This window comes from Vibrio echinoideorum, from assembly GCF_024347455.1.
Lineage (GTDB): Bacteria > Pseudomonadota > Gammaproteobacteria > Enterobacterales > Vibrionaceae > Vibrio > Vibrio echinoideorum.
The window spans coordinates 1,892,475-1,914,158 of record NZ_AP025484.1; the positions used below are offsets into that span (position 1 = coordinate 1,892,475).

Here is a 21,684-nt window from a genome sequence, read left to right on the forward strand (position 1 = left end):
ATGACTTTATATAAACAGCTTGTGGTCGGGATGGTTGCAGTGTTCATATTGCTGATGACATCAGTTTTTATGATCGAATTCAATACGACCCGTGGATACTTAGAAGAGCAGCAACGCTCTGAGGTAAGTAATACCATTAATACTGTTGGACTGGCTCTCGCCCCTTACCTAGAAGAAAAGGACAAGGTGGCAGTGGAGTCTGTTATCAACGCCCTGTTTGATGGCAGTTCTTACTCCGTCGTGCGATTAATATTTCTCGACAGCGGCGATGATATTCTCCGCTCATACCCTGTGAAACCAACAGGCGTACCGCAATGGTTTACCAACCTTAATCTATTTGAACCCGTTCATGATCGCCGCGTGATTACCAGTGGCTGGATGCAACTGGCTGAAGTCGAGATAGTGAGCCACCCAGGCCCTGCCTATGATCAACTTTGGCAAGCATTTACACGCTTATTGACCTTATTCGGTGCGATCTTCTTACTGGGTTTGATTTCGATTTCATGGATCCTTAAACGAGCGCTGCGTCCGTTATCGTTGATCATTACCAAAATGGATCAGATCGCTAAGAACCAGTTCGGTGAACCTTTGATTCGTCCTAAAACAAAAGATCTGATCTTAGTCGTTGATGGCATCAACCACATGTCCACTCAAGTAGAGCTGGCTTTTAAAAACCAAGCTCAAGAAGCTCAACGACTTCGTGAGCGAGCGTATATTGATCCGGTATCTCAACTCGGTAACCGTGCTTACTACATGTCTCAACTCAACCAATGGCTGGAAGAGTCGAGTTTAGGCGGCCTTGCCGTATTGCAAGCACAGTTCATCAGCGAAGAATATGATGAAAAAGGCTACCAAGAAGGCGATGCGTTGGTGCACCAACTCGCAGACCTGCTACAAGCTTCGATTTCGTCGCCTGATATCACCATTGCACGTATCTCTACGGATGAATTTGGTTTCATTCTGCCAAACATTGACGAAAGCGAGCTTAAACTGATCGCAGATAGCATTGTTAACTGCGTTCAAAACCTAGGTTCAGATCCAACAGGGACTGCTGCTGCACACCTTGCTCTGGGTGTCACTTACAGTAATAAGACAAAAACCAGTACTGAGATTATGTCGCTGGTGGATAACGCGCTATCAAGTGCGAAAGCAAACCGTGAACTTACCTACGGTTACGTAACGGCTGACGACCACGGCGCAGTGATGGGTAAACAGCAATGGCGTATGTTGGTAGAAGAAGCCATCATCAACGATCTCGTCACCTTCCGCCTGCAAGCTGCGAATAACGCTTTTGGCAAAACCTACCACCAAGAAGTATTCTCTGCGATTGAGAAAGAAGGCGTTCGTTACGGAGCCAACCAGTATCTATATGCTCTAGAACAACTTGAAATGAGCCACATTCTCGACCAATACGTTATCGAGAAAATGATTGAAAAATTGAATGCAAAAGAGGTGACAAGCCCTATTGCTATCAACATCTCTCCGAGCAGTATTGCTCAACCAAGCTTTATCCGTTGGATCGGAAATACTCTGGATAAAAATGCGTCTATCGCACATCTACTGCACTTTGAGATTCCAGAAAACTGTTTCATCAATGTTCCTCACTACACTGCACTATTGTGTAACACCATCCGCAACGCTGATGCCGTGTTCGGTGTCGATAACTACGGACGTAATTTCCAATCATTGGATTACATCAACGAATACCGTCCAAGCTATGTGAAGCTCGATTACTTGTTCACACATAACCTTGATGATGAAAAGCAGAAATTCACCTTAACGTCGATCTCTAGAACCGCTCACAACCTAGGTGTGACCACTATTGCGTCTCGAATAGAAACTCAGACTCAATTAGATATCTTGTCTGATAACTACGTAGAAGTGTTCCAAGGCTTCATTGTTGATAAATAGTTGTAAGGGTTATATCGCATGCAAGATCCACTATTAAACTCACTGATCTACGTTAGTCGGTATTACGGGTTAGCTAACTCACCCGAAGCGTTGATCAATGGGCTACCACTATCAGATGGAAAGCTAACCCCTTTCCTATTCCCTCGTTCTGCTGAACGAGCGGGATTAGTGGCAAAAGAAAATCGTTCCGACTTAGAAAGCATTCCTCACCTGATTCTGCCTGCAGTTTTACTTCTCAAGCAAGGTGAGGCATGTGTTCTCAACAGTATTGATGTAGAAAAACAAGAAGCTGAAATCATCACAGCAGAGAGCGGAATGGTGCCAATCATCATTCCAATAGAAGAGCTGAAAGAACAATTCATTGGCCGTTACTTCTTAGTGAAGAAACAGTTCCGTTATGATGAGCGCTCGCCCGAGGTTCTAAAAACTCGCAAAGGCCACTGGTTTTGGGGCACCATTTGGGAATCTAAGAACATCTATCGTGATGTGTTGATTGCCTCAATTCTGATCAATATTTTCGCTATTGCCGCGCCAATGTTTACTCGTCTTGTGTATGACAAAGTAGTACCTAACCTCGCCTTCGAAACCCTATGGGTATTAGCGAGTGGTATTTTTGTAGTCTTCCTTTTCGACCTACTTTTAAAGTTAATGCGAAGCTACTTTATTGATGTCGCAGGTAAGAAGTCCGATATCCTGATTTCCTCTAAGCTGTTCAGTAAAGTATTGGGTATTCGTATGGAAGCAAAGCCAGCTTCTGTCGGAGCCTTTGCGAAAAACTTGCAAGAATTCGAATCAATCCGTGAATTCTTCACCTCAGCAACGATTGGTTCGTTAATTGACTTACCGTTCGCACTGATGTTCTTGGCCTTGATTTGGTTAATGGCGGGGAATCTTGTATTTGTTCCTATTGCTGGCGTGGTCGTTCTGATCATCTATGCATTATTAATCCAAGGTCCACTGCGTCGTGCTATTGAAGAAGGCTCTCGCCTTGCATCTCAAAAATACGCGAACTTGATCGAGAGTTTGGCTGGGTTAGAAACCGTTAAACTGTTCAGCGCTCAAAGTCAGTTCCAATTCCGTTGGGAAGAAGCCGTTGCTCACATGGCGAACTGGAATATCAAAAGTCGCCGTATTACCGATAGCATCCAAAACACAGCTGGATTCGTTCAACAAAGTACCAATGTTGGGATGATCATTTTTGGTGTGTATCTGATCGCTGAAGGCGAACTCACCATGGGTGGCTTGATTGCCGCGACCATGTTAAGTGGCCGTGCGATTGGGCCTCTTGTTCAGTTGTCACTGCTTTCGACTCGTTATAACCAAGCGAAATCGTCGATGACTTTGATTGAGCAAGTGATGTCGATGCCAGACGAGCAAGAAGAAGGTAAGCGCTACATTCACCGACCTATCATTCAAGGTCATATCGCGTTGGATAAAGTCACGTTCCACTACCCTGATTCTCCAGTTGCTTCAATACGCGACCTCACCCTAAACATCACTCCAGGTGAAAAAGTTGCCATCATCGGACGTATTGGGTCAGGTAAAACTACGCTAGAACGTCTAATTATGGGCCTATACAAGCCCACAGAGGGTCATGTACGCATAGATGACACAGATATGGAACAACTTCACCATGTTGACGTACGACGCAATATAGGCTGTGTACCGCAAGACAGTAACCTGTTCTACGGTTCAATAAGAGATAACATCACCTTAGGTCGCCCTTTGGTTGATGATCGCGATGTAATGGATGCAGCCAACCGCGCCGGAGTTACCGCTTTTACTCAGCAAGATCCTTCTGGCTTAGAGCGTCAAGTCGGCGAAGGAGGAGGTATGCTCTCTGGAGGCCAACGTCAATCTATCGCGATTGCGAGAGCCTTCTTAGGCCGTCCGCCGGTGTTATTGTTGGATGAGCCAACCAGTGCAATTGATAACCGCTCAGAGATGCACATCAAACATCAGCTTAACCAGTTACTGCCGAGCGAGACCTTAATTCTTATTACGCATAAAACGTCAATGTTAGACATAGTAGACCGAGTGATTGTAATGGAGAAAGGCAGCATTATTGCCGATGGTCCTAAAGCGCAAGTTCTGTCAGATCTGAAACAAGGTAAAGTAAGGGCAGTAAGCTAAGAGCGCTCAGACGTAGGCGAAATACAATTAGAGATGTTTAAAAATAAAAAGGGGAGCATTTGCTCCCCTTTTTTTGTCTGTCAAATTAGTCAGATAAACTCGTAAAGTGACTCAACTCAGTGTCGTTCAGTTATAGTTATAGTTGTCGCTGAAACTGAAACTGAAACTGAAACTGAGATTATAGAGAAATATCTTCTTGTTCCATTTTGAATGAACACTGGATCTCGTATTGGTTGAATGAGAAAACACTCCCACCATGAGTTCGCTTGGTCGTCACCGTCTCATCACCAAACTGAACAGTGACTCGGGTATAAACCTTTTCATGCGCTTCTACCGTGCACTCAGCAAGATTCGTTTCAAACTCCGCTTCGAGCGTATCTAACTGTGATTTAGTGCTTTCGATCGCTTGATTGTTTTTTTCTCGTTGTTGCTCAATTTCCAACGCCTGCGCTTCACCTCTCTCAGCTTTTGGTCGCTTCTTGAATTCGAGCTCTTGACGAATCACACCCATCGTTTGCTCTTGAGCGTGTTTATAAGTTTCCTTCACTTCGGCAATCTTTTGTCTGTATCCATCGTAGCGTGCAAATCCATGAACCTTGGTCGCTGTATCTCCCTCAACACCCAAAAACACACATTCGACTTTACCGCCGACTTTAGCTTCGCCACCACTGAGCGTTCCGTGTTTCTTCAAAGAATCCATCACGGTAAGGTTGTTACCACAGCGAATGTCGTTACCCATGCTGTGTACACCAAGTCGAATATCATTCGCTGTTTGCAACTCTGCATTCTGCGCATAGCTTGCTGTGATAGAACCTTTTGTGAAAACCTTACAACTTTTGGGTTCGCCTTCTTTGGCTGTGTGACCAATAATTCCTTTCGCGACTTTAATATCGCCCTGAGCCTGAACTTCTGCCGACTCAATAAAACCGCCAACAGTAATACTCCCTGTCGCCTTAACGATCATTCCCGGCTCGATGTTTCCAGAAACAAACACATTACCTTTAAATTTAACGTGGCCAGTAGATACATCAACATTGCTAACACACAACGCATCGTCGACTTCAATGGTACGGTCTTTAATGATGGGCAAACCAGGGTATGAGGCGAGTAGTAAGTTGGGGTCTTTAGGGGAAATGTAGGTACCTTTGCCAGGTTTGATTAAACTGTCCTGTCCAGGAAGCGGCGGGATAATTCGCCCTTGGACGGTAAAGCCAGCAATGCCTTTCGTAGCAGGGGTACGTTTCATTAACTGATCATTTTGACCAACAGTAATGGTTTCTCCCAAATCTCGCATATCGATCTTGCCTTCGTCTTTATTTCGGGGCTTCAAGACTTGGCGAGTAATATCTTCAACCAATGCTGCGAACTTTGCATCTTTTCCCTTTACGGGTTGCGTGCCTTTGGCAACTGGCTGAGTAAACTTTTCACCCGGTTTCAGTTTGCTGCTCATCATCAGTACTTTTCTGAGGGCTAACTTATTAATGCCTTTTGTTATCTGAGCCAAAGCTAAGCAGTGAATAATGTCACTACCGCGTAATGCTTTTCCACTATATGGCCCAGTCACGACGAGGCTGGCGAGCATCTCATCATCAGACAATTCGACGGCAACAGTTGCATCACGCACTTCAGCAATCAAAATACCGTCGTACGCTTCTCCCTTCCCCTCTTTAGCAAGAGTAACAAAACGCAACACCTCTTCTTCAAAAAGAAAATAGTTTGATACGCTTAATGCTTCCAAGGCTGGTGGTAGTGTCTTGTTGTCAAAGCTTGCGTCGACCACAATCCCCGACGGCAGACGTGCAATCACTTGTTGCTTGTCTTCTGACAATGTAACGATGTTATCCCACATTCGAATTGAGTATCCCTAATGACTCAGTTGTTATTCAGTCTATATAATTCGTTCTGACCTTAGAATCCCCGCATTTGAATAATCAGCGTCACATCACTTACTTTCGATTTTGCAAAGATGACTCATAAGTAAGACAGGTCCATTTTATGGTCCTCTTCACCTTTACAAATAGAAAGCAGATTTATTTAACAATTTTTCTAAGTCGAGATAATTCTGATTAGAGACAAATTCAAGATTTAGAAACCATCTATCGAGACTTGGTTCCTTCAATCAGAAGTTGCCTAAATAATTCTATGGCCATGAAAAATCAATAGAGGTATAAAAACACCAAATAAGATATTGGTTACAGCAGCGGAATGTAGATTGACAGAACACGTAGATCACAAGACCAAGCGGATGAGGTCAGCAGATTGTTTACGTTATAATAGAAGACAGAGAAGCCGACACGGAGACGAGTAGGTGGATGGTGAAGGAAGCGAAGATAACGATGTTGAGGTTCAGTTTCAGTTTCAGTTTACAGTGTAAATCCAACTTTCTAATTTACACTGTAAATCCAATTCAAAGCTAATCTATCTATTTACACTGTAAATTTGATAATAGGACATCGACATCTAATCGAAACTGAGCCTCTGCCTGTTTCCGTCCAACAAGGTTAAATTGTTCGACACAAGTCCCCCACCCTTTCTGTTGAACGACTTTTGCGATTAGCAGATCTGAAATACCAGAATCCAATACACTAGAACCAATAACACCAGATAACTTAGATTTAAGCTTTTTCCCGTCACGAACATTGTTGAGCAAGATTAGCTTCAACACACTAAAACCAATACTGTCGTAGCTATTACCACCATCGATATAATTTCTGATTAACTGTATTTCAAACTCACTCACAGACTCAGCATTGCTTGGCAGAAGCGCGCGCACCATATCAGTTTCAAGAGAAGTAAAAGAGCCTGACATCAGAAAACAGTAACTACGTTCAAAGTGACCTTGCAACTGACCAATCCAACCTTGAGCATTCTCGTTAAGCGACTTAACCATTAATACCGAGTGACATCCACTAGCCTGATCTCGTTGATGGCCAATATGAACAGGTACAAATTCGTTATGTCGCCAGAAAGAAATCAGTTCGCTAGTCGCACCAAAGCTTGTCGCCAAATAATCTGCTTGGTCAGTTTGCTCAGATAATTTCTCCAGCATCCAGCTACCTATACCCAAACTTTGATGACGGTTTGAAACAGCAATGCGCATCACTCGGACACAACGGCTCTTTGCCGCTTGTGTCGAACCAAGCTGGTTTGCTATTAGAATGGGAGCAAGATGACCGAGTGGTCTTCGGTTCCCAATCTGTATTTGAGTAATCAATTCAATATCCAACCCACCCTCTTCCGTAACCAACATACAACCCAAGCAATCGTCTTGTTGCCAAGCCGCGTATAAATGGATAGCCGGGTTATTAAGAAACTGAATTAAGTCATTTGGAGAAGTCTGATAGTGAGCATCAACCAAAAGCGCAAAACATTGTTGAAGCTTCTCAGGGTCAGCCAAACAATCTGCTTTTGATAACTCAACCAGTTCTAAATGATTCGTTGCATAAACAGAAACATCATCTTGTTCGATCGCATTGAGAGCAGGCAAATCACAAGGTGACAGGTCGTTATTAAGAAGAAAGCAATCAAACAACCAACGCTCTAGGGGATCATGATTATTCCAACGGATTGGTTGTTCCAGTTTGTAGCCTTTCCAACCCGGGCGATGCTCAGAAAGCCAAGCTTCAAATTTAAGCCCGAACCCTCGCCCACTTCCTTCGTATCCATGAACAGTGGTTGAAAAAACCATACGATGATAAACATCTACCATAGATTTAAGCATAGGGATTGGAGTAGCGGCCGCCTCGTCAACCAACAACAAGTCACAATTAGGCTTAGATTTGAGTAACTCATCTGGCGCGACGAATCTTAAGCTTCCGCCTTGATGGCGAATATGAGTCGCGTTAACGGCTTCGTAAGTTTCTAGCCGTTCGGTTGCATGAGAAAAGACCGGCTCAACCGCTTTAACAGAAGGTGCAGTAACAATAATATTTAACCCATTGCGCTCAGCCAAGAGCTGCGCAGCAGCAATTCCCAGTGTAGAGCTTTTACCGCGACCTCTATCGGCAGTCAGAATTAAAGGACGCTTTCTGTGTCCAGAGACAATCTTTTTTACTAATTCTATCGCTGTCTTTTGTTGTTCAAATCTATCAAAACAATCCGGTTGGGTTACTTTTTCAGGCAATGTATTGCGAGTATAAAGCTGCGCTAACTGTTCATCGTCTTGAGATATAGAAAACAGTTTAGCGAAATTGGACGCTAACCAACGTTTGCCAAAAGCAGAATCCATCCCCTCTTCAAACTCTTCCATTTTGGGCGGTATAACTAACAACAAACCGCCACCGATTAACGCACCAAGTGCAGCACTAAAACTGTTAGCATCAAACTGCTCTCTAAAATCACAAACAAGAATCTGGCATTCACGACCAAGAAGCTGTTGACCTTTCTTTACTTGAACATGAGTCACACCATCAAATGGAGCCCCACCAACCTGGAAAATGGTTTGAGAGTTCATATCTTGAAGGAAAATTAAAACAGAAGAGTTTTGCCAATCGCATTCGCCATTAAAGACCACCCCAAAACGGTGATCATTATGTTGGGCAATATTGGAGAGTGTATGTAGAAAAGTGTTGGTTGGGTTTGTCATAGTGAGCGTCCAGATTTATCTAAACACAGTTTATCACAGCCAAATAAAAAGCCGCATAATGCGGCTTTAGAGTTGTAATGGAAAGTCGTCGACTTAGTCGAGCTTCGATTGAACGAAGGCTAGAATCTCTTCCATTGTCGCATCATCAACTTTCTTAAGGTTCAACGCCAAGTTTGAACCCTTGCGGCTGTATGAAGCACGGCCTTTGATAAGCTCAACTTTTGGAGAAACTTTTTTAGCTGGCGCAGGTGCCAGTTCAAAAATCCAACCTTCTAAAGTCTCTGTAACGTCTTTTGTTAAACGAGTGACACCCTGAGCTTCACTACGTTGCCATACAAAACCTTCAGAAGCATCACACTTAGTCAGTAATGTTTGCTGCTGCTCGCCAGTCAAACCACCAAATTGTTTGTGCAGCTTAACAATAGTAGGACGGCCAAGATCGCTCACATTTGGGTAAGCTTGTAGCAATTCAAGAGGCAAAGCCGCCGCTTTCAACGCGCCACTCACCAAAGCTTCACTGCACTGGAACATTTTCGCTAGTGCTTTTTGATCTTCAGCTTCGCCTTTATCCAGTTTAGCTTGCATCTCTTTGCCCTTCTCATACAGAGAAAGTGGCTTATGAGCGTTGGCAACGTCTGATAAGAACTTAGCGTGTTCGCCGTTAATATTTTCAGCAACATAGATTAGGAACTCTTTGTCGGCCAAAATACATGACATGCGACGACGACTACCATCAAGAACTTCAATCTTGCCGTCTTTATTCTTACGACCAACCGCCGGATATTGTTGGCCGCGCTCTTTTAATGTTGTAAGAACATCAGAAAGCGCATGTTCATTTAAGAAAGATTGCTCACGAGCATTCTCTTCAAAAACAACTGTTCGAGTTGCAACATCAGCCGCGGGAATTCGAACCAATTCAAATGAAACCAGCTCTTCACCCGCAACAGAAAGCTCAATCACTTGAGCCTGTTCTTTTGCTGCCGTTTGCGCTTCTTGTGGTGTTGCTACGCGGCGTTTGTTTGCTTTACCAAATAGCTTTGCATTTAAGTCAGATGTTTTAATTGCCATTTTTGTTATCCCTGATTAAGTGAAGGCCAATTGCTATGTAATACTCGCTCTAATTCTAGAGCACTTTTTTGTACCGCGTCTTGAGCAACCGCCAGCGTTTTCTTACCGCCCTCAAAGTCGCTAACCGTTAGGTCGAAAACCGTGCTGTAAGTATCTGCACAAGTTTCAAAAGCACGGCTTCTTGGAATAGTTGCCATCATGACTTGGTCATTCAACAGGTAGTTCATCTCAGTTAATACTGATACCTGCTTCTTGTTATCATCTTCAAACATGGTTGGCATCAGGCGAACAAACTCAAGCCCTTTCCAATCTTCCGGGAACATCTCGTACACCGTAGGTAAATGCTGGAAGAAGTTAACCGTTGAAGCCCAGTCCAAACGCTTTGCTGCACATGGAATAAGAAGTGCGTTCGATGCGTACATCGCATTCCACACTAGCGGGTCAACGTGCGGACCGGTATCGATCATAATCACATCAAAATCATCAGCTATTTTGTCGATAAGCTTCTCTTTTAACAGACGAACGATATCAAGTGACTGATCTTGAGACAGGCTTTGCCACGCTTCAGCGTTAAACATCGCGTCTTCTGGGAACGCAGAAATCGTCTTCAGATTTGGATATTGTGTTGGCAATAGTACATTCTTGCGAAGGAATTCAAGATCAACATCTTGGCCTTCAGGCACATTGTCCAGCATGATATCGACGGCAGAATAAATGCTGTCGTGCTCTGCACCACTAATTTGTGGGTTTAAGAACAGACGCAAAGAACCTTGTGGGTCCAAGTCAATCAAACAGATACGGTAGCGCTTATCTAAATTCAGAGACAAGCAAGCCGCTAGATGAACCGCTGTCATTGATTTACCCGTACCACCCTTTTGGTTCTGTACGTTGATAACCCATGGCTTGTTGTCTACATGCTGTTTACGTTGGTGGAACTTTGGCACTTCAGCCGCGTCCATCAACATGTGAGCTTCCGTCAATGAAATCGAGTAATGATTGGCGTTGTTCTTTGTAAATTGATGACCATCCGCTTCAAGCTTGTTGATAGCCTCATCCAATTTTCGACGAGTTAAGCCTGACCGCGTCTCCATCATAGCTTTAGACATTGGAGGGAAATGTTCATCACTTCGCTCTTCCAGAATAATCTCAATTCGGTCAGCCTGAACTTGTTGAGTTTGTTCGGCCAGCTGATAGAGCTTATCAATCGTTTGTTCTCTTTTCATTGCCAGTTTCCGTAATGATTAACTAACCACAAATTGTACAGCGATCAACAGTAAACACAACAAAAACATGAACATTCATTTATGAGCAAAATCACATAAAATAGACATCGTTTTTACAATTCGATGAAACATTAGCTTAGATGAACACAAAAATTTCCGATTTTACCTCCTCTAACCATGTTATTTCTCCTCTACATTTAAAATGTCACAACGTCACCTATTTACAATGTAAATGTCATTTCAACAAAAAACTGTCGGAACGATTGAAATACAACCATAGATTACGGTTCGTGTGATTTGCATTCGAAATTAGCAGATTTTCAATTTTCACTTCATTACAAGAATAATAAAACCAGAAAGTGGGCTAGCAAACTAAAATAAAAATGAAGGAGGAGCGTAACTAGGCAAACAAAATGACGCCAGAATCGGAAGAATGATCAAGGAGTACATCTCTCATTAAAAAATTGATTAGGCCATATTACGAAGCATGATCAAGGTGTAGTCTTATTAATATTGATCCGAATGAATGACCGTTCTAAATGATCAACCTCCGGAAAAATGATCAAGTAGATATCATTCCGGAAGCATGTATTTTTGGTGCTAAGTTACGGACAAATGCTTTTGCAATGGGGATTCAGGGCCTGTAACGCCTAATTGGTTGAAAATTCAATCTGCACAGGGAGAGAATACTCGAACATGACAATTTCATGATCATGCTTCCTATATAATGCGTATCAATGAGAACCCAGGTTAAATACATCGAAGTAACCAACTAACACCAAATACAGACCAAATTTTGTACTAGAAAGATTCAGAACAATAAAAATAGCGATCTCTTGATCATTGTTCCGATGAATTTACAATAAAAAATATCCACATTCTCGGCTTAAAAGTAACTGAGAAGCGCATCGAAAATTTCGGGCTGTGGATAAGCTGTATAAGTATAATGATCATGCTTTCGACTCAATAATGATCATGCTTACAATGACTTAATGATCATAGTTCTGATGTTCTGTGATCATGCTTTCCCTGTAATAATGATCATCGTTTCGTGTTTCTTATGATCATGCTTTCCACGCAACTTTTTTTTTACTGTTTAAATTCAGCCACTTAAAAGGCAATCAACGCCCAGATCATTAGATCACTTAATCATTTAAGATCATATTAATCAAAAAGATCAGTTATTTAAAAGCCAATAAATTCTCTTTATTTATGATCATTCTTTCTTTATCATTCAGGAACTATAGTGAAATTACGGTTAGTGTGATACGGATCAAAAATGAAACCAGAAGAGAAATTGTTAATTAAGGCACGAAGCCACAAAGATGGTCATTTATTTGAGGTATCTGAAACAGCTGTTGAATGGATAGAACAATATCAACACTTCAAAGGTGTCACCAAAAGCATAATAGAACTTCTTAACCTAATTTCACTTCGTGGGTTTAGCAGCAGAGACGGATATGTTTCTACCACTGAAATTATCGAATCAACCGATGGTCAAGTGACTCGTGCGGCCTTGCAACAAAGGCTGAGAGCGGCTGTAAGTATTGGTCTTTTCAAACAACTTCCTGTTCGATTTGAAGAGGGCCTTGCTGGTAAAACCATGCTACATCGCTTTGTTAACCCGAACCAATTGATATCGGTATTAGGTGCGACCAGCTTAGTAACGGAAAGCGTAAAGCAAAATGAAAAGCAAAAACGTTCTAAGGCTCTAGCTCAAACTAAAGTAAACAAACGTTTATTGAATGAACATGGCCTCAATACCCCACCGACGATGAAAGATGAAGCAGATCAATTCATTGTTTCGCCAACCAATTGGGCTGGGATTATTGATCAAGCGTTAGCACCACCAAGAACGCGTAAAAGTTACCAGAAATCTATGGTTTCGATCTCTGGCACTCGAGCGGTGATCGAGACACGATCTTCTAAAAATATTATGACGGTTGATGATCTGATGACGCTATTCGCGTTATTCACGCTAACCGTTCAATATCATGATCATCACCAAGATGATTATCATCTAGACGCGAAACACACGCCCAACAAAACACCACTCTACATCACTGATATTTTGTCTTTACGAGGCAAAAAAGACAGTGGCCCAGCTCGTGATTCGATCCGCGATAGTATTGATCGTATCGAGTTTACGGATTTTCAACTTCACGAGCTTACAGGCCGCTGGCTCAGTGAGAACATGCCAGAAGGCTTTAAGAGTGATCGTTTCCGATTCTTAGCTAGAACCATTACCGCATCAGAAGAAGCGCCTACAGAGGGCTCTGACGGCGAAATTCGTATCAAACCGAACTTATACATCCTTGTCTGGGAACCTTCGTTTTACGAAGAGCTACTTACTCGCGATTATTTCTTCCTGTTCCCGCCTGAAATTCTAAAGCAACATACCTTGGTATTCCAAATGTATTCCTATTTCAGAAGCCGAATGGCACGTCGTCATACGGACTGCATGTTACTGAGCGAACTGAATCAGAAATTGGCTCGCAATATCGATTGGCGTCGTTTCTCTATGGATCTGGTTCGCGAACTCAGGAAGCTCGGAGAAGTTGGGGATCAAGAAGATACTTTCTTAGTTAACTTGTGGGGTTATCACCTAACGATCACGTCGTTGATCGAAAAAGGTAAGACAACCGATTATCAGGTCGATATCAAATGTAATGTGGAAGAGGTGTTGCGTTACTCAAGAGCACGTACCACCAACGCCGGAAAGCGTAATATGGCGCCAACGCTCCCGAACCCACTTCGTAATGAGATGGTTTCTAAGCAGAAATTGGAAGAGCTGTCTGAGATTATTGATGGTGAATTTGAGCCCATTCAACGTAAAGCGCCGTCACCAAGAGGCAAATTGGGACGTCGAGTTAAGCAACGTAAACACTCTGTCGAGATCAATGCTGACGAGATCATGATAACTCTATCCAAATATACCTCAGCAGAGGCTCTAGAACGCAGCATAACGGCTTTATCAGCAATGACAGGGCACTCACATGCCTCAATCAAAGAAGAGTGCTCAGAGCTTATTGAGAAGCTTGATTGGCTAAGAGTAGGGGAGGACGTTATCCCATACGAAACACTGAGTAGGTTGATTGAGCTGTACAACGACCGCGACAGCACGAGCAATCGACATTTGTCCATTGAGCGTCTTATCTCGGGTTTGGCTGTGCGTCGTAAAGTATGTAAACAAGTTCACGAAGGTCATCTCGACGAGAATGTGTTCTTAGCGCTCGATGAAATGGCGGTTGGCCATTAGCCATTCACCGGTACCAATAAGCCTGTATTGACGGTCGATGAATGGATAGTTTAAACACATTAGGTGCTGATTAAAACCGCACTTAACGCTGACAAAGCGATGACAATGTAACGCATCCAGTTGATTATTATTTATCCCGAATAGACAACCTTTTGTCCTTTCTTATGATTAATAGATTGGCTCATATTTTGTTACATCATACTGAATAGATTTTTGCGAGTTCCCAAGGGACTCGCTTTTTTTTGCCTAAAATTCACCTCACCATTTAATATAGCTATTAAAATTCAACATCTTACAGAATTAACCCTTGAAGCATGATCAAGGTTAGAGCATGCTTTCTGTAGATCGGGTCTTTTTAAGAGGAGTGGGTGTCACTCAAGGTCTTAGGTCTGATGCGACAGTCTTTGATCGCGAAGGGGTGATCAATGAAGCTGATGTTTAACTCTACCTTGATCATCGTTCTGGTTTTGGCTCGCCATAAATCGTACATGCGACTCGATCAACTTTTCTGACTCTTCTTGCCAACGTGTTTCATGTTGCTGATTCGCAAACTCCAGAGCCAGCACACACAAGTGTTGCACTCGCTGTGTACACCACTCTTGCAAGCCAGGTTCTGCTCTAGGATCACATGAAACGGCCTGCAGTTTGCTGTAACCAAACATCAGGTACTGATAGGCCTTTTCTTGATGGTGCGAGTTGCTAGCCCCGTGCGGAGCCACTTCTGGATTCAATGACAAGCTCAATGATGTTTGTGCTTCGCTTCTGTACCGATAAAACGTAAAGATTCTCAGGCATCCGTCTAACCAACATGCGATACCCTTGCTCTGTTTATCTGTGATCAAAGGCCCCCAGAGTGCATCTGGAGGCGTTAAGATCAAAGGTTCTAACCTTTCCACTTGATCATGCTTTCGGTCTTTGTACCAATCTTCGATGCGCTCTAACCAAGTGTCTAGTTCATTCATGCAACATTATCCCACTGTTTTACAAAGTGATTATCAGCAACTTGCTTTACTTCATGCTGTATTTCACTGCTTTGCTCTCGAATACGATCAGCGTCTATTGAATAGTTTGGCTCATTTTTGACCAGTTCGCCAAATGGTAGATCGGGATCCGGCACCGCGGAGATCAACAATTTAGTGTACGGGTGTTGGGGGTTGGTTAAGATCGACTGTGTTGATCCCCACTCGACGATCTGGCCTTTGTACATCACTGCTGTCTCTTCAGCTATGTAATGTGCCGTGGCAAGATCGTGGGTAATGTACAAAAAGCCAATTCCTAACTCTTGCTTCATTCGTTGCATTAGGTTTAACACGCCAAGGCGAATCGAGACATCTAACATCGAGGTCGGTTCATCGGCGAGGATAACCTCGGCCCCAACCGCAAGCGCTCTTGCCAGGTTAACCCTCTGTCTTTGGCCTCCACTGAGCTCGTGTGGGTATTTGGCGAGAGTTTCTATGGGTAACTCCACCAGCGTTAATAACTCCTTGAGACGCTCTGCTAGTGCCTTTTTGTTGGCGACTTGCTTATGGATTTTAAGAGGGCGCGTTAAATGGTGCTCAATGGTGTGGGTTGGATTGAGTGAACTAAACGGGTCTTGGAACACCATTTGTACGCGGCTGCGGTAATCCAAGATATCTTTACGGCTGTTTAGCGTGGAGATGTCTTTGCCTTTGAATAATATCTCTCCCTCTGTCGCCGGGTAAACCTTGGTCATCAATCGGGCACAGGTGCTTTTTCCGCAACCCGATTCACCAACCAGTGCCAGTGTTTTCCCTGCATACAAGTCAAAGCTCACGCCATGCAGTGCTCTGAAAATTTCTTCTTTGCCCAATCCACCACCAACAGTGAACTCTTTAATGAGGTTTTTTACTTGAAAAATAGGTTGTGACATTGAGCTCTCCTAGCACGCGGTCGCGTGAGCATGTTGGTGAATATTAGGGAATGAACTCCAAAGCTTTTGGGTGTAGGAGTGCTGCGGATTGTTACGAATTTCATAAGCTTGGTTAATTTCAACAATCTGACCGTGACGCATGATGGCAATGCGATCGCACAGTTGACTCATAAGAGCCAGGTCGTGGGTGATAAAGAGTATCGAGAAACCAAACTCCTCTCTGAGCTGGTGTATTTGTTGTAGTATCTCGCGCTGTACAACTACGTCCAGTGCGGTGGTCGGTTCGTCCATGATGATCAGCTTAGGGTTTAGAGCGAGAGCAATGGCAATCACCAAACGCTGGCGCATGCCGCCACTGAATTGGTGAGGGTACTCTGTGAGTCGGTGGCGTGGAATATTCACCAGATCGAGTAACTTCTCGGCGCGATCTTTGGCTTGTTCGTTGGTCATGCCTTTGTGATGACGTAAAACATCAGCGAACTGCTCTTGAATGGTTAAGACAGGGTTGAGCGAGTTCATTGCGCTCTGGAAGACCATAGCAATCTCACTCCAACGCAACGTATTTAAATGGTTATCAGATAAGCTCAACAGGTCTTGTCCGTTAAACAGTATCTTTCCCCCTGAGATAAAAGCCGGTGGCTTATGCAGGCGGTTAATGGCAAAAGCGATGGTACTTTTACCACAGCCTGATTCCCCGGCTAAGCCAAAGATTTCTCCTTGACCTATGCTAAAGCTCACGGATTTTACCGCATTAAAATCGCCGTCATCGGTGATGTAATCGACACACAAGTTCTTCACTTCGAGAAGAGGTGTATCTGAATTTTCCATAGACATGATAAATACTCAGTTATGATATTGATAACTATTATCATTAACATGTGTTGGATTTAGTGAAAGCGATGAGCACAAAAAGAATGAAGTGCCTCGAAAATTATCTTGGGTTATTTCACGAATTTTCAGTGGAAAAGAATAAATGAGAAAGGGGAAAATGAGAGTTAGATCAAACCACATTTATTATGGGGAATCTTGTAAATGTAATCCCAGAAAATGGCTTTGGCAAAGTTTAAATGAGCCATTTATTAATTAGCTTTGTGAAGCGTCGGAATCATCACATTTCAGTACAGAATCTCTTAACAAGCTAAATTGTATTTGCTACAGATTACCTGTCCATTACATGGTGCTTTTCGGAGGAAAACATGTCCATTAATTCTATCAACCATGATGAAATGACAAATATCGCAAACAAGTGGGATGCTGAAGAAGAAGTATCTTTTAAACCAGAAAAGAAAATGAAATCTGCTGAAGCTCGTCGTCGTATTGAGGTTCTAAGAGAAATTAGAGAAAGCGGTTTTAGTCTGGAAGAAGCGAGGGAGCTAGGTCTGATTCACTAATCAGTCTGATTGAACGTAAGAGGGTAGCGCAATGCTACCCTTTGATTAATAAGAAACTTTCTTTGTTTTTTCTAGTTGAAACAAATGATAACGATTATTCTATCCTGCCAATTAGTTGAGTAAATTCTTTTCAATGTCACTTCTTTCCAACTAAAAACATGTTGATGGCTTACTCTTGAACTAAGTTGTTTGACAGCAATATTCAACGCCACTAATTTTAAGGTTAAAGCAAAAATATGCGATGTCGTTGGTAAGGAGAAGGCTATGTCTAGTTCTGTGGCTAAAGCCAAAGAAGTATTGTTTTATGAACCCGAAGATCCAAATGGATACCTCTCAAATTTCGCGGCGTGTCCTATTCGGGTTGACGATCAAATCTGGGCAACCAGCGAGCATTATTATCAAGCGATGAAATTTGCCTCTGAAGCGCTACGTGTTTCTATCCTAGAAGCCAGAACACCCGCAGAAGCCTTCTCTTTAAGTCGAGATTACCAAGACCAAGTTCGTGAAGATTGGTATGACATTCGTGTTGAAGTGATGGAATTTATTGTGACTGAGAAGTTTAAACAGAATCCACAGTTTGCTCTGTTTCTCGCTAATACTGGAGACTCGGTTATCAAGGAGCATTCCCACAAAGACCATTTCTGGGGAGATGGTGGTGATGGAACTGGCGAGAATCGTTTAGGTGAGATCTTGATGGTGGTACGTCAACAACTTCGATCTCAACAATTGCATTCGAACGCGTCGCATTAACTAACTCGCGAATGAATCTATCCGGATTCTAGTTAAACGTTTGTTTACCTAAAAATGAATTTAAAAGGCCGCTCTGCAATTTAGTATTAAGCTAGTCTAGTCTAAGCAGAGCGGCCTTTTTGTTGCAAGTCGAGCTAAGGTGACTAAGAGTAGAAAAGTGCTCTATAACGTCAGCTAGGCGCTAATACAAATAAATGAAGGGGCTATAAATACCCTTGTACGATGTCATCTAGTTGTCCATCGTCTTTCATTTGGTCGAGACGCTGGTCGATGAAGCTTTGCAGCTTAGGATCCATTTCAGGGTCAAATGCTAAATGAATAGGGTAGTTATTGATCACTGAACCAAATTCTTGCATCTGGTAATCATCAATACTTAACTTCTGCTCGTTTAGGTTGTATTTGATTCTCGATTCCATCTCAACAAAAACGGTATCACCCGGAGTTCGGTTTAATACACGAAAAGCCGCGCTGTAATCTTTAACTCGAATCTCGTTGAGCTTGCCTTGTTTGATGTAAGGCTCTAGGTTTGGATATTCAAACCCCACCAGCAAGACCACCGCTTTTCCGTTTAAGTCGTCGATAGTATTGAACTCAAATGGTTCCTTGCCACTACTGAGCAATACGTGTTTTACATTGTAAATCGGATCTTTAGACAGGTTTACAGATTGGATGTTTCCCCAACTAGGGCTGCCGTAGGTTACCCAATTTGGATTCTCTCGAGCATCTAGCTTGTCTATCATGCGGTTGAAAGGGTAGGTGTGGTAATCGATCTCGTATTGACTGTCATCGAATACTGCCTGAACAATATCGGAAACAATTCCTCTGTGAGATGACCCGTCAGTTTCGATCTGAAAAGGTTGCGCTTGGCTCGCAATAATGTAGTAGTGAACAGGCTCGCTTGAAAAAGCATAACTGCTTGAAAACAAACTGACTATGGATGCAACGATAAGATGTTTTTTCATAACCTTCCCTAGTTATTTGATGAATGACTACTATTATACTAGTTGAGTAATTGTAGTTTGCTAGGATAACAATAATGGTAATTTTTGTATGGTGAAAAAAGGAAAACGCTATATTGGACTCTCTCGACAATTGATCGGGACAATCATTGCAATCAGCACCTTATTCACAGTCATAGTGACAGGTCTGGGATTGTATGTGGAGTACCAAAATCGAGTTTCTTTTATCAGTTCTCAGATCGAACAGGTTAAAGCAGGATACCTTTCCGGCTTAACTGCGAGCTTGTGGGTTGAAGATCGTGCTCAATTACTCGTACAAGCTGAAGGCATTTCTCGCTTACCCTCCGTGAGCTACTTGCTTATTGAAAGTCCCGATGAAAAAATCTTAGAATTGGGGCAACTCACCTCTGGGCAGTCTTATTCTCAGTCTTGGGAAATGGTGCACCAAATGGGAGGTAAAGATTACCCCCTTGCGACGTTAACGGTGCAGTCCGATTTAAGCATGATCCTCAATGATTTCGAAGAACGAGTCCTCTTATTGCTTGCCTTTGAAGCCGTGAAAATTTTCTTGCTGTCTGTGGTGTGTTTAACCATTGTCTATCGTCTCGTGGTTAAGCGGTTAATGGTCATGTCTTCTCAGATCAATGAGCAGCAAGTCGATGACAACAAGCCACGCTTTCTTATCCCTACAGCGTGTACTTATCAAGATGAGATATCGACACTAGAGAGCAGTTATAACCAGTCTATTGAACGAATTCGTCAACAATACCTCGAATTGGAAAAAGCCAAAGATGTCGCTGAGATTGCTAACCGCAACAAGAGTGAATTCCTTGCCAACATGAGCCACGAGATCCGTACCCCAATGAATGGGATTATCGGGTTGTCGTCTCTGCTTTCTGAAATGGACATGCCGAAAGAGCAAAAAGAGTATGTCAATATGCTCAATACCTCTTCGCTTACACTCCTTGATTTAATCAATGACATTCTTGACTACTCGAAGATCGAAGCGGGTCGTCTAGAACTGCAACAAGAACCGATGAAAATGATGGGCATCGCAGCCGATGTTGAGTCGACCTTTAGAGTCAAAGCTGAGCAAAAAGGACTCAGATTCCAATTAGCTATCGACCCTAAAATCCCAACTATGGTCATTGGCGACGGCACTCAACTACGACAAGTGTTGAACAATTTAGTCGGCAACGCGATCAAATTTACCGAGCATGGCCATGTCACGCTCTCGCTTCATTTAGATCAAGTGATAGAGCCAGAGCAAAAACTCAGAGTGAGATTCGAGGTTGCTGATAGCGGTATCGGTATTGCAGAAGACAAGCAACAATCGGTGTTCGATAAGTTTCAACAAGCCGACGGTAGCACCACTCGTATTTACGGAGGCACCGGGCTCGGTCTAACGATATGCGATAAGATCGTGACCTTAATGGGCAGTAAGCTTGAGCTAACCAGTGTCATAGGCAAGGGAAGTACATTCTATTTTACGGCTGACTTTGATCCGTGTTTGGATACCGATGAAAGCAACATCGATTTCAACAAAATCTCGGTGTTATTGGTGGATGACAGCCAACTGAACATGCGTATCACGTCAACACAGCTACAGTCATTCGGTGTTGCCTCTGAGTGTTGCGAGACAGCAAGCCAAGCGATAGAGCTGGTTTCAGATTCGATGGCTAAATCGTCGCCTTATGATCTCGTACTGATTGATAAGGTGATGCCAACCGTTGACGGATTCCAGCTAGCAAGAAGCTTGATTGAGCGTTTCGGTAAAGCGTGTCCTAAATTGGTGATGATATCGGCTGACCCACGAAAACAAGATGAGGTTCGAGCTAAACAAGTGGGTTTTGTTGCCTACATTGCTCGCCCTTATCAAGACAACCAGCTTAAATGGACGCTCAGTGAAGTCCTTGCGAGAGCCGCTGATACTGAAATCTTTACCTATCCAAATCGAGGTGAGGTCGCGTTCAAGGACAATGAGCCAGAATCAACAAAGCCAACAGTCTTTGTCACAGCAGCCGAATCAAATAAACAAGATTCAAGTAAAGACCAACCGAAACCAGAGCCAGTCAAAGCTGAATTTAGTGGCAAAGTCTTGGTTGTTGAAGATTCTAGAGTGAACCAACAAGTCGCTAAGATGATGCTTAAGAAGCTCGGATTCGAGGTCGACATCGCAGACAACGGTGAGATTGGTGTCGAGCAATTTAAAGCCAATGACTATGTGATGATTTTTATGGATTGTCAGATGCCTGTTCTCGATGGTTTCGAAGCGACGAAGCAGATCCGAGTACTCGAAGAGGGGTCTTCAAAACACATCCCAATCGTTGCGCTGACAGCCAACGTTGTGCAGAGAGATAAGCATTTATGTTTTGATGTCGGTATGGATGAGTTTTTACCCAAGCCGGTAAATCAAGGCAAACTGAGAGAAATTGTCGAAGGGTTCTTATCTAAAGATAGTGAATCCACGAATAAAAATGAGCAGAAGATTGTTTAGGTTAAATGACTTTGAAT

Annotated in this window: 13 protein-coding genes and 2 pseudogenes; 6 read left to right on the top strand and 9 right to left on the bottom strand. The window is 43.0% G+C overall.

The annotated features are described in order from the left end of the window. Window positions 1–1,911 carry a bifunctional diguanylate cyclase/phosphodiesterase gene (locus OCV36_RS24350; RefSeq protein ID WP_135454101.1) on the top strand — a complete coding sequence of 637 codons (1,911 nt, stop codon included), beginning with the start codon at window positions 1–3 and terminating at the stop codon, window positions 1,909–1,911. 18 nt (window positions 1,912–1,929) lie between these two features. Next, the gene (locus OCV36_RS24355) at window positions 1,930–4,044 is read left to right on the top strand and encodes a type I secretion system permease/ATPase (protein WP_135454099.1); all 2,115 of its coding nucleotides are present in this window, start codon (window positions 1,930–1,932) and stop codon (window positions 4,042–4,044) included. A 178-nt stretch (window positions 4,045–4,222) separates the two neighbouring features. Here OCV36_RS24355 and OCV36_RS24360 read toward each other — a convergent pair whose 3' ends face one another. From OCV36_RS24360 to OCV36_RS24375, 5 genes and pseudogenes are all read right to left on the bottom strand, one after another. Beyond that, window positions 4,223–5,893: a DUF342 domain-containing protein gene (locus tag OCV36_RS24360; protein ID WP_135454097.1), complete on the bottom strand. Its 1,671-nt coding sequence runs from the start codon at window positions 5,891–5,893 to the stop codon at window positions 4,223–4,225. A gap of 573 nt (window positions 5,894–6,466) precedes the next feature. Further along, window positions 6,467–8,131: pseudogene (locus OCV36_RS24365) on the bottom strand (GNAT family N-acetyltransferase); the annotation flags it as partial. Window positions 8,132–8,299: 168 nt separating this feature from the next. Then, window positions 8,300–8,629 (bottom strand): annotated as a pseudogene (locus OCV36_RS25575) (tRNA(Met) cytidine acetyltransferase TmcA domain-containing protein); the annotation flags it as partial. 93 nt (window positions 8,630–8,722) lie between these two features. After that, on the bottom strand, window positions 8,723–9,697 hold the full coding sequence (locus tag OCV36_RS24370) for a ParB/RepB/Spo0J family partition protein (RefSeq protein ID WP_135454094.1): 975 nt from the start codon (window positions 9,695–9,697) through the stop codon (window positions 8,723–8,725). Between the two features lie 5 nt (window positions 9,698–9,702). Beyond that, entirely contained in the window at window positions 9,703–10,920 is a 1,218-nt protein-coding gene (locus OCV36_RS24375) for a ParA family protein (protein WP_017075623.1), read from the bottom strand. A gap of 1,279 nt (window positions 10,921–12,199) precedes the next feature. On the opposite strand from OCV36_RS24375, the gene OCV36_RS24380 reads away from it, so the two are divergent. After that, window positions 12,200–14,179: a replication initiator protein RctB domain-containing protein gene (locus tag OCV36_RS24380; RefSeq protein ID WP_017075622.1), complete on the top strand. Its 1,980-nt coding sequence runs from the start codon at window positions 12,200–12,202 to the stop codon at window positions 14,177–14,179. A gap of 422 nt (window positions 14,180–14,601) precedes the next feature. Here OCV36_RS24380 and OCV36_RS24385 read toward each other — a convergent pair whose 3' ends face one another. From OCV36_RS24385 to OCV36_RS24395, 3 genes are read right to left on the bottom strand one after another with little or no spacing between them, the layout of a single operon-like run. Then, window positions 14,602–15,141, bottom strand: coding sequence for a transcriptional regulator (locus tag OCV36_RS24385; RefSeq protein ID WP_135454093.1), 540 nt, complete (start codon window positions 15,139–15,141; stop codon window positions 14,602–14,604). After that, complete coding sequence (locus OCV36_RS24390) at window positions 15,138–16,070, bottom strand: ATP-binding cassette domain-containing protein (RefSeq protein ID WP_135454091.1); 933 nt, start codon at window positions 16,068–16,070, stop codon at window positions 15,138–15,140. The genes OCV36_RS24385 and OCV36_RS24390 overlap by 4 nt, the downstream gene beginning before the upstream one ends. Window positions 16,071–16,079: 9 nt before the next feature. Beyond that, entirely contained in the window at window positions 16,080–16,904 is an 825-nt protein-coding gene (locus tag OCV36_RS24395; protein WP_135454089.1) for an ABC transporter ATP-binding protein, read from the bottom strand. Window positions 16,905–17,266: 362 nt separating this feature from the next. On the opposite strand from OCV36_RS24395, the gene OCV36_RS24400 reads away from it, so the two are divergent. Both OCV36_RS24400 and OCV36_RS24405 read left to right on the top strand, forming a co-directional pair. Further along, window positions 17,267–17,461, top strand: a complete 195-nt coding sequence (locus tag OCV36_RS24400; protein WP_017075617.1) for a hypothetical protein — start codon at window positions 17,267–17,269, stop codon at window positions 17,459–17,461. A gap of 264 nt (window positions 17,462–17,725) precedes the next feature. Next, window positions 17,726–18,211, top strand: coding sequence for an NADAR family protein (locus OCV36_RS24405; protein ID WP_029225126.1), 486 nt, complete (start codon window positions 17,726–17,728; stop codon window positions 18,209–18,211). Between the two features lie 203 nt (window positions 18,212–18,414). Here OCV36_RS24405 and OCV36_RS24410 read toward each other — a convergent pair whose 3' ends face one another. Beyond that, complete coding sequence (locus OCV36_RS24410) at window positions 18,415–19,173, bottom strand: substrate-binding periplasmic protein (RefSeq protein ID WP_135454087.1); 759 nt, start codon at window positions 19,171–19,173, stop codon at window positions 18,415–18,417. An 88-nt stretch (window positions 19,174–19,261) separates the two neighbouring features. On the opposite strand from OCV36_RS24410, the gene OCV36_RS24415 reads away from it, so the two are divergent. Next, window positions 19,262–21,667, top strand: a complete 2,406-nt coding sequence (locus OCV36_RS24415) for a response regulator (RefSeq protein WP_135454085.1) — start codon at window positions 19,262–19,264, stop codon at window positions 21,665–21,667. Window positions 21,668–21,684: the final 17 nt, after the last annotated feature.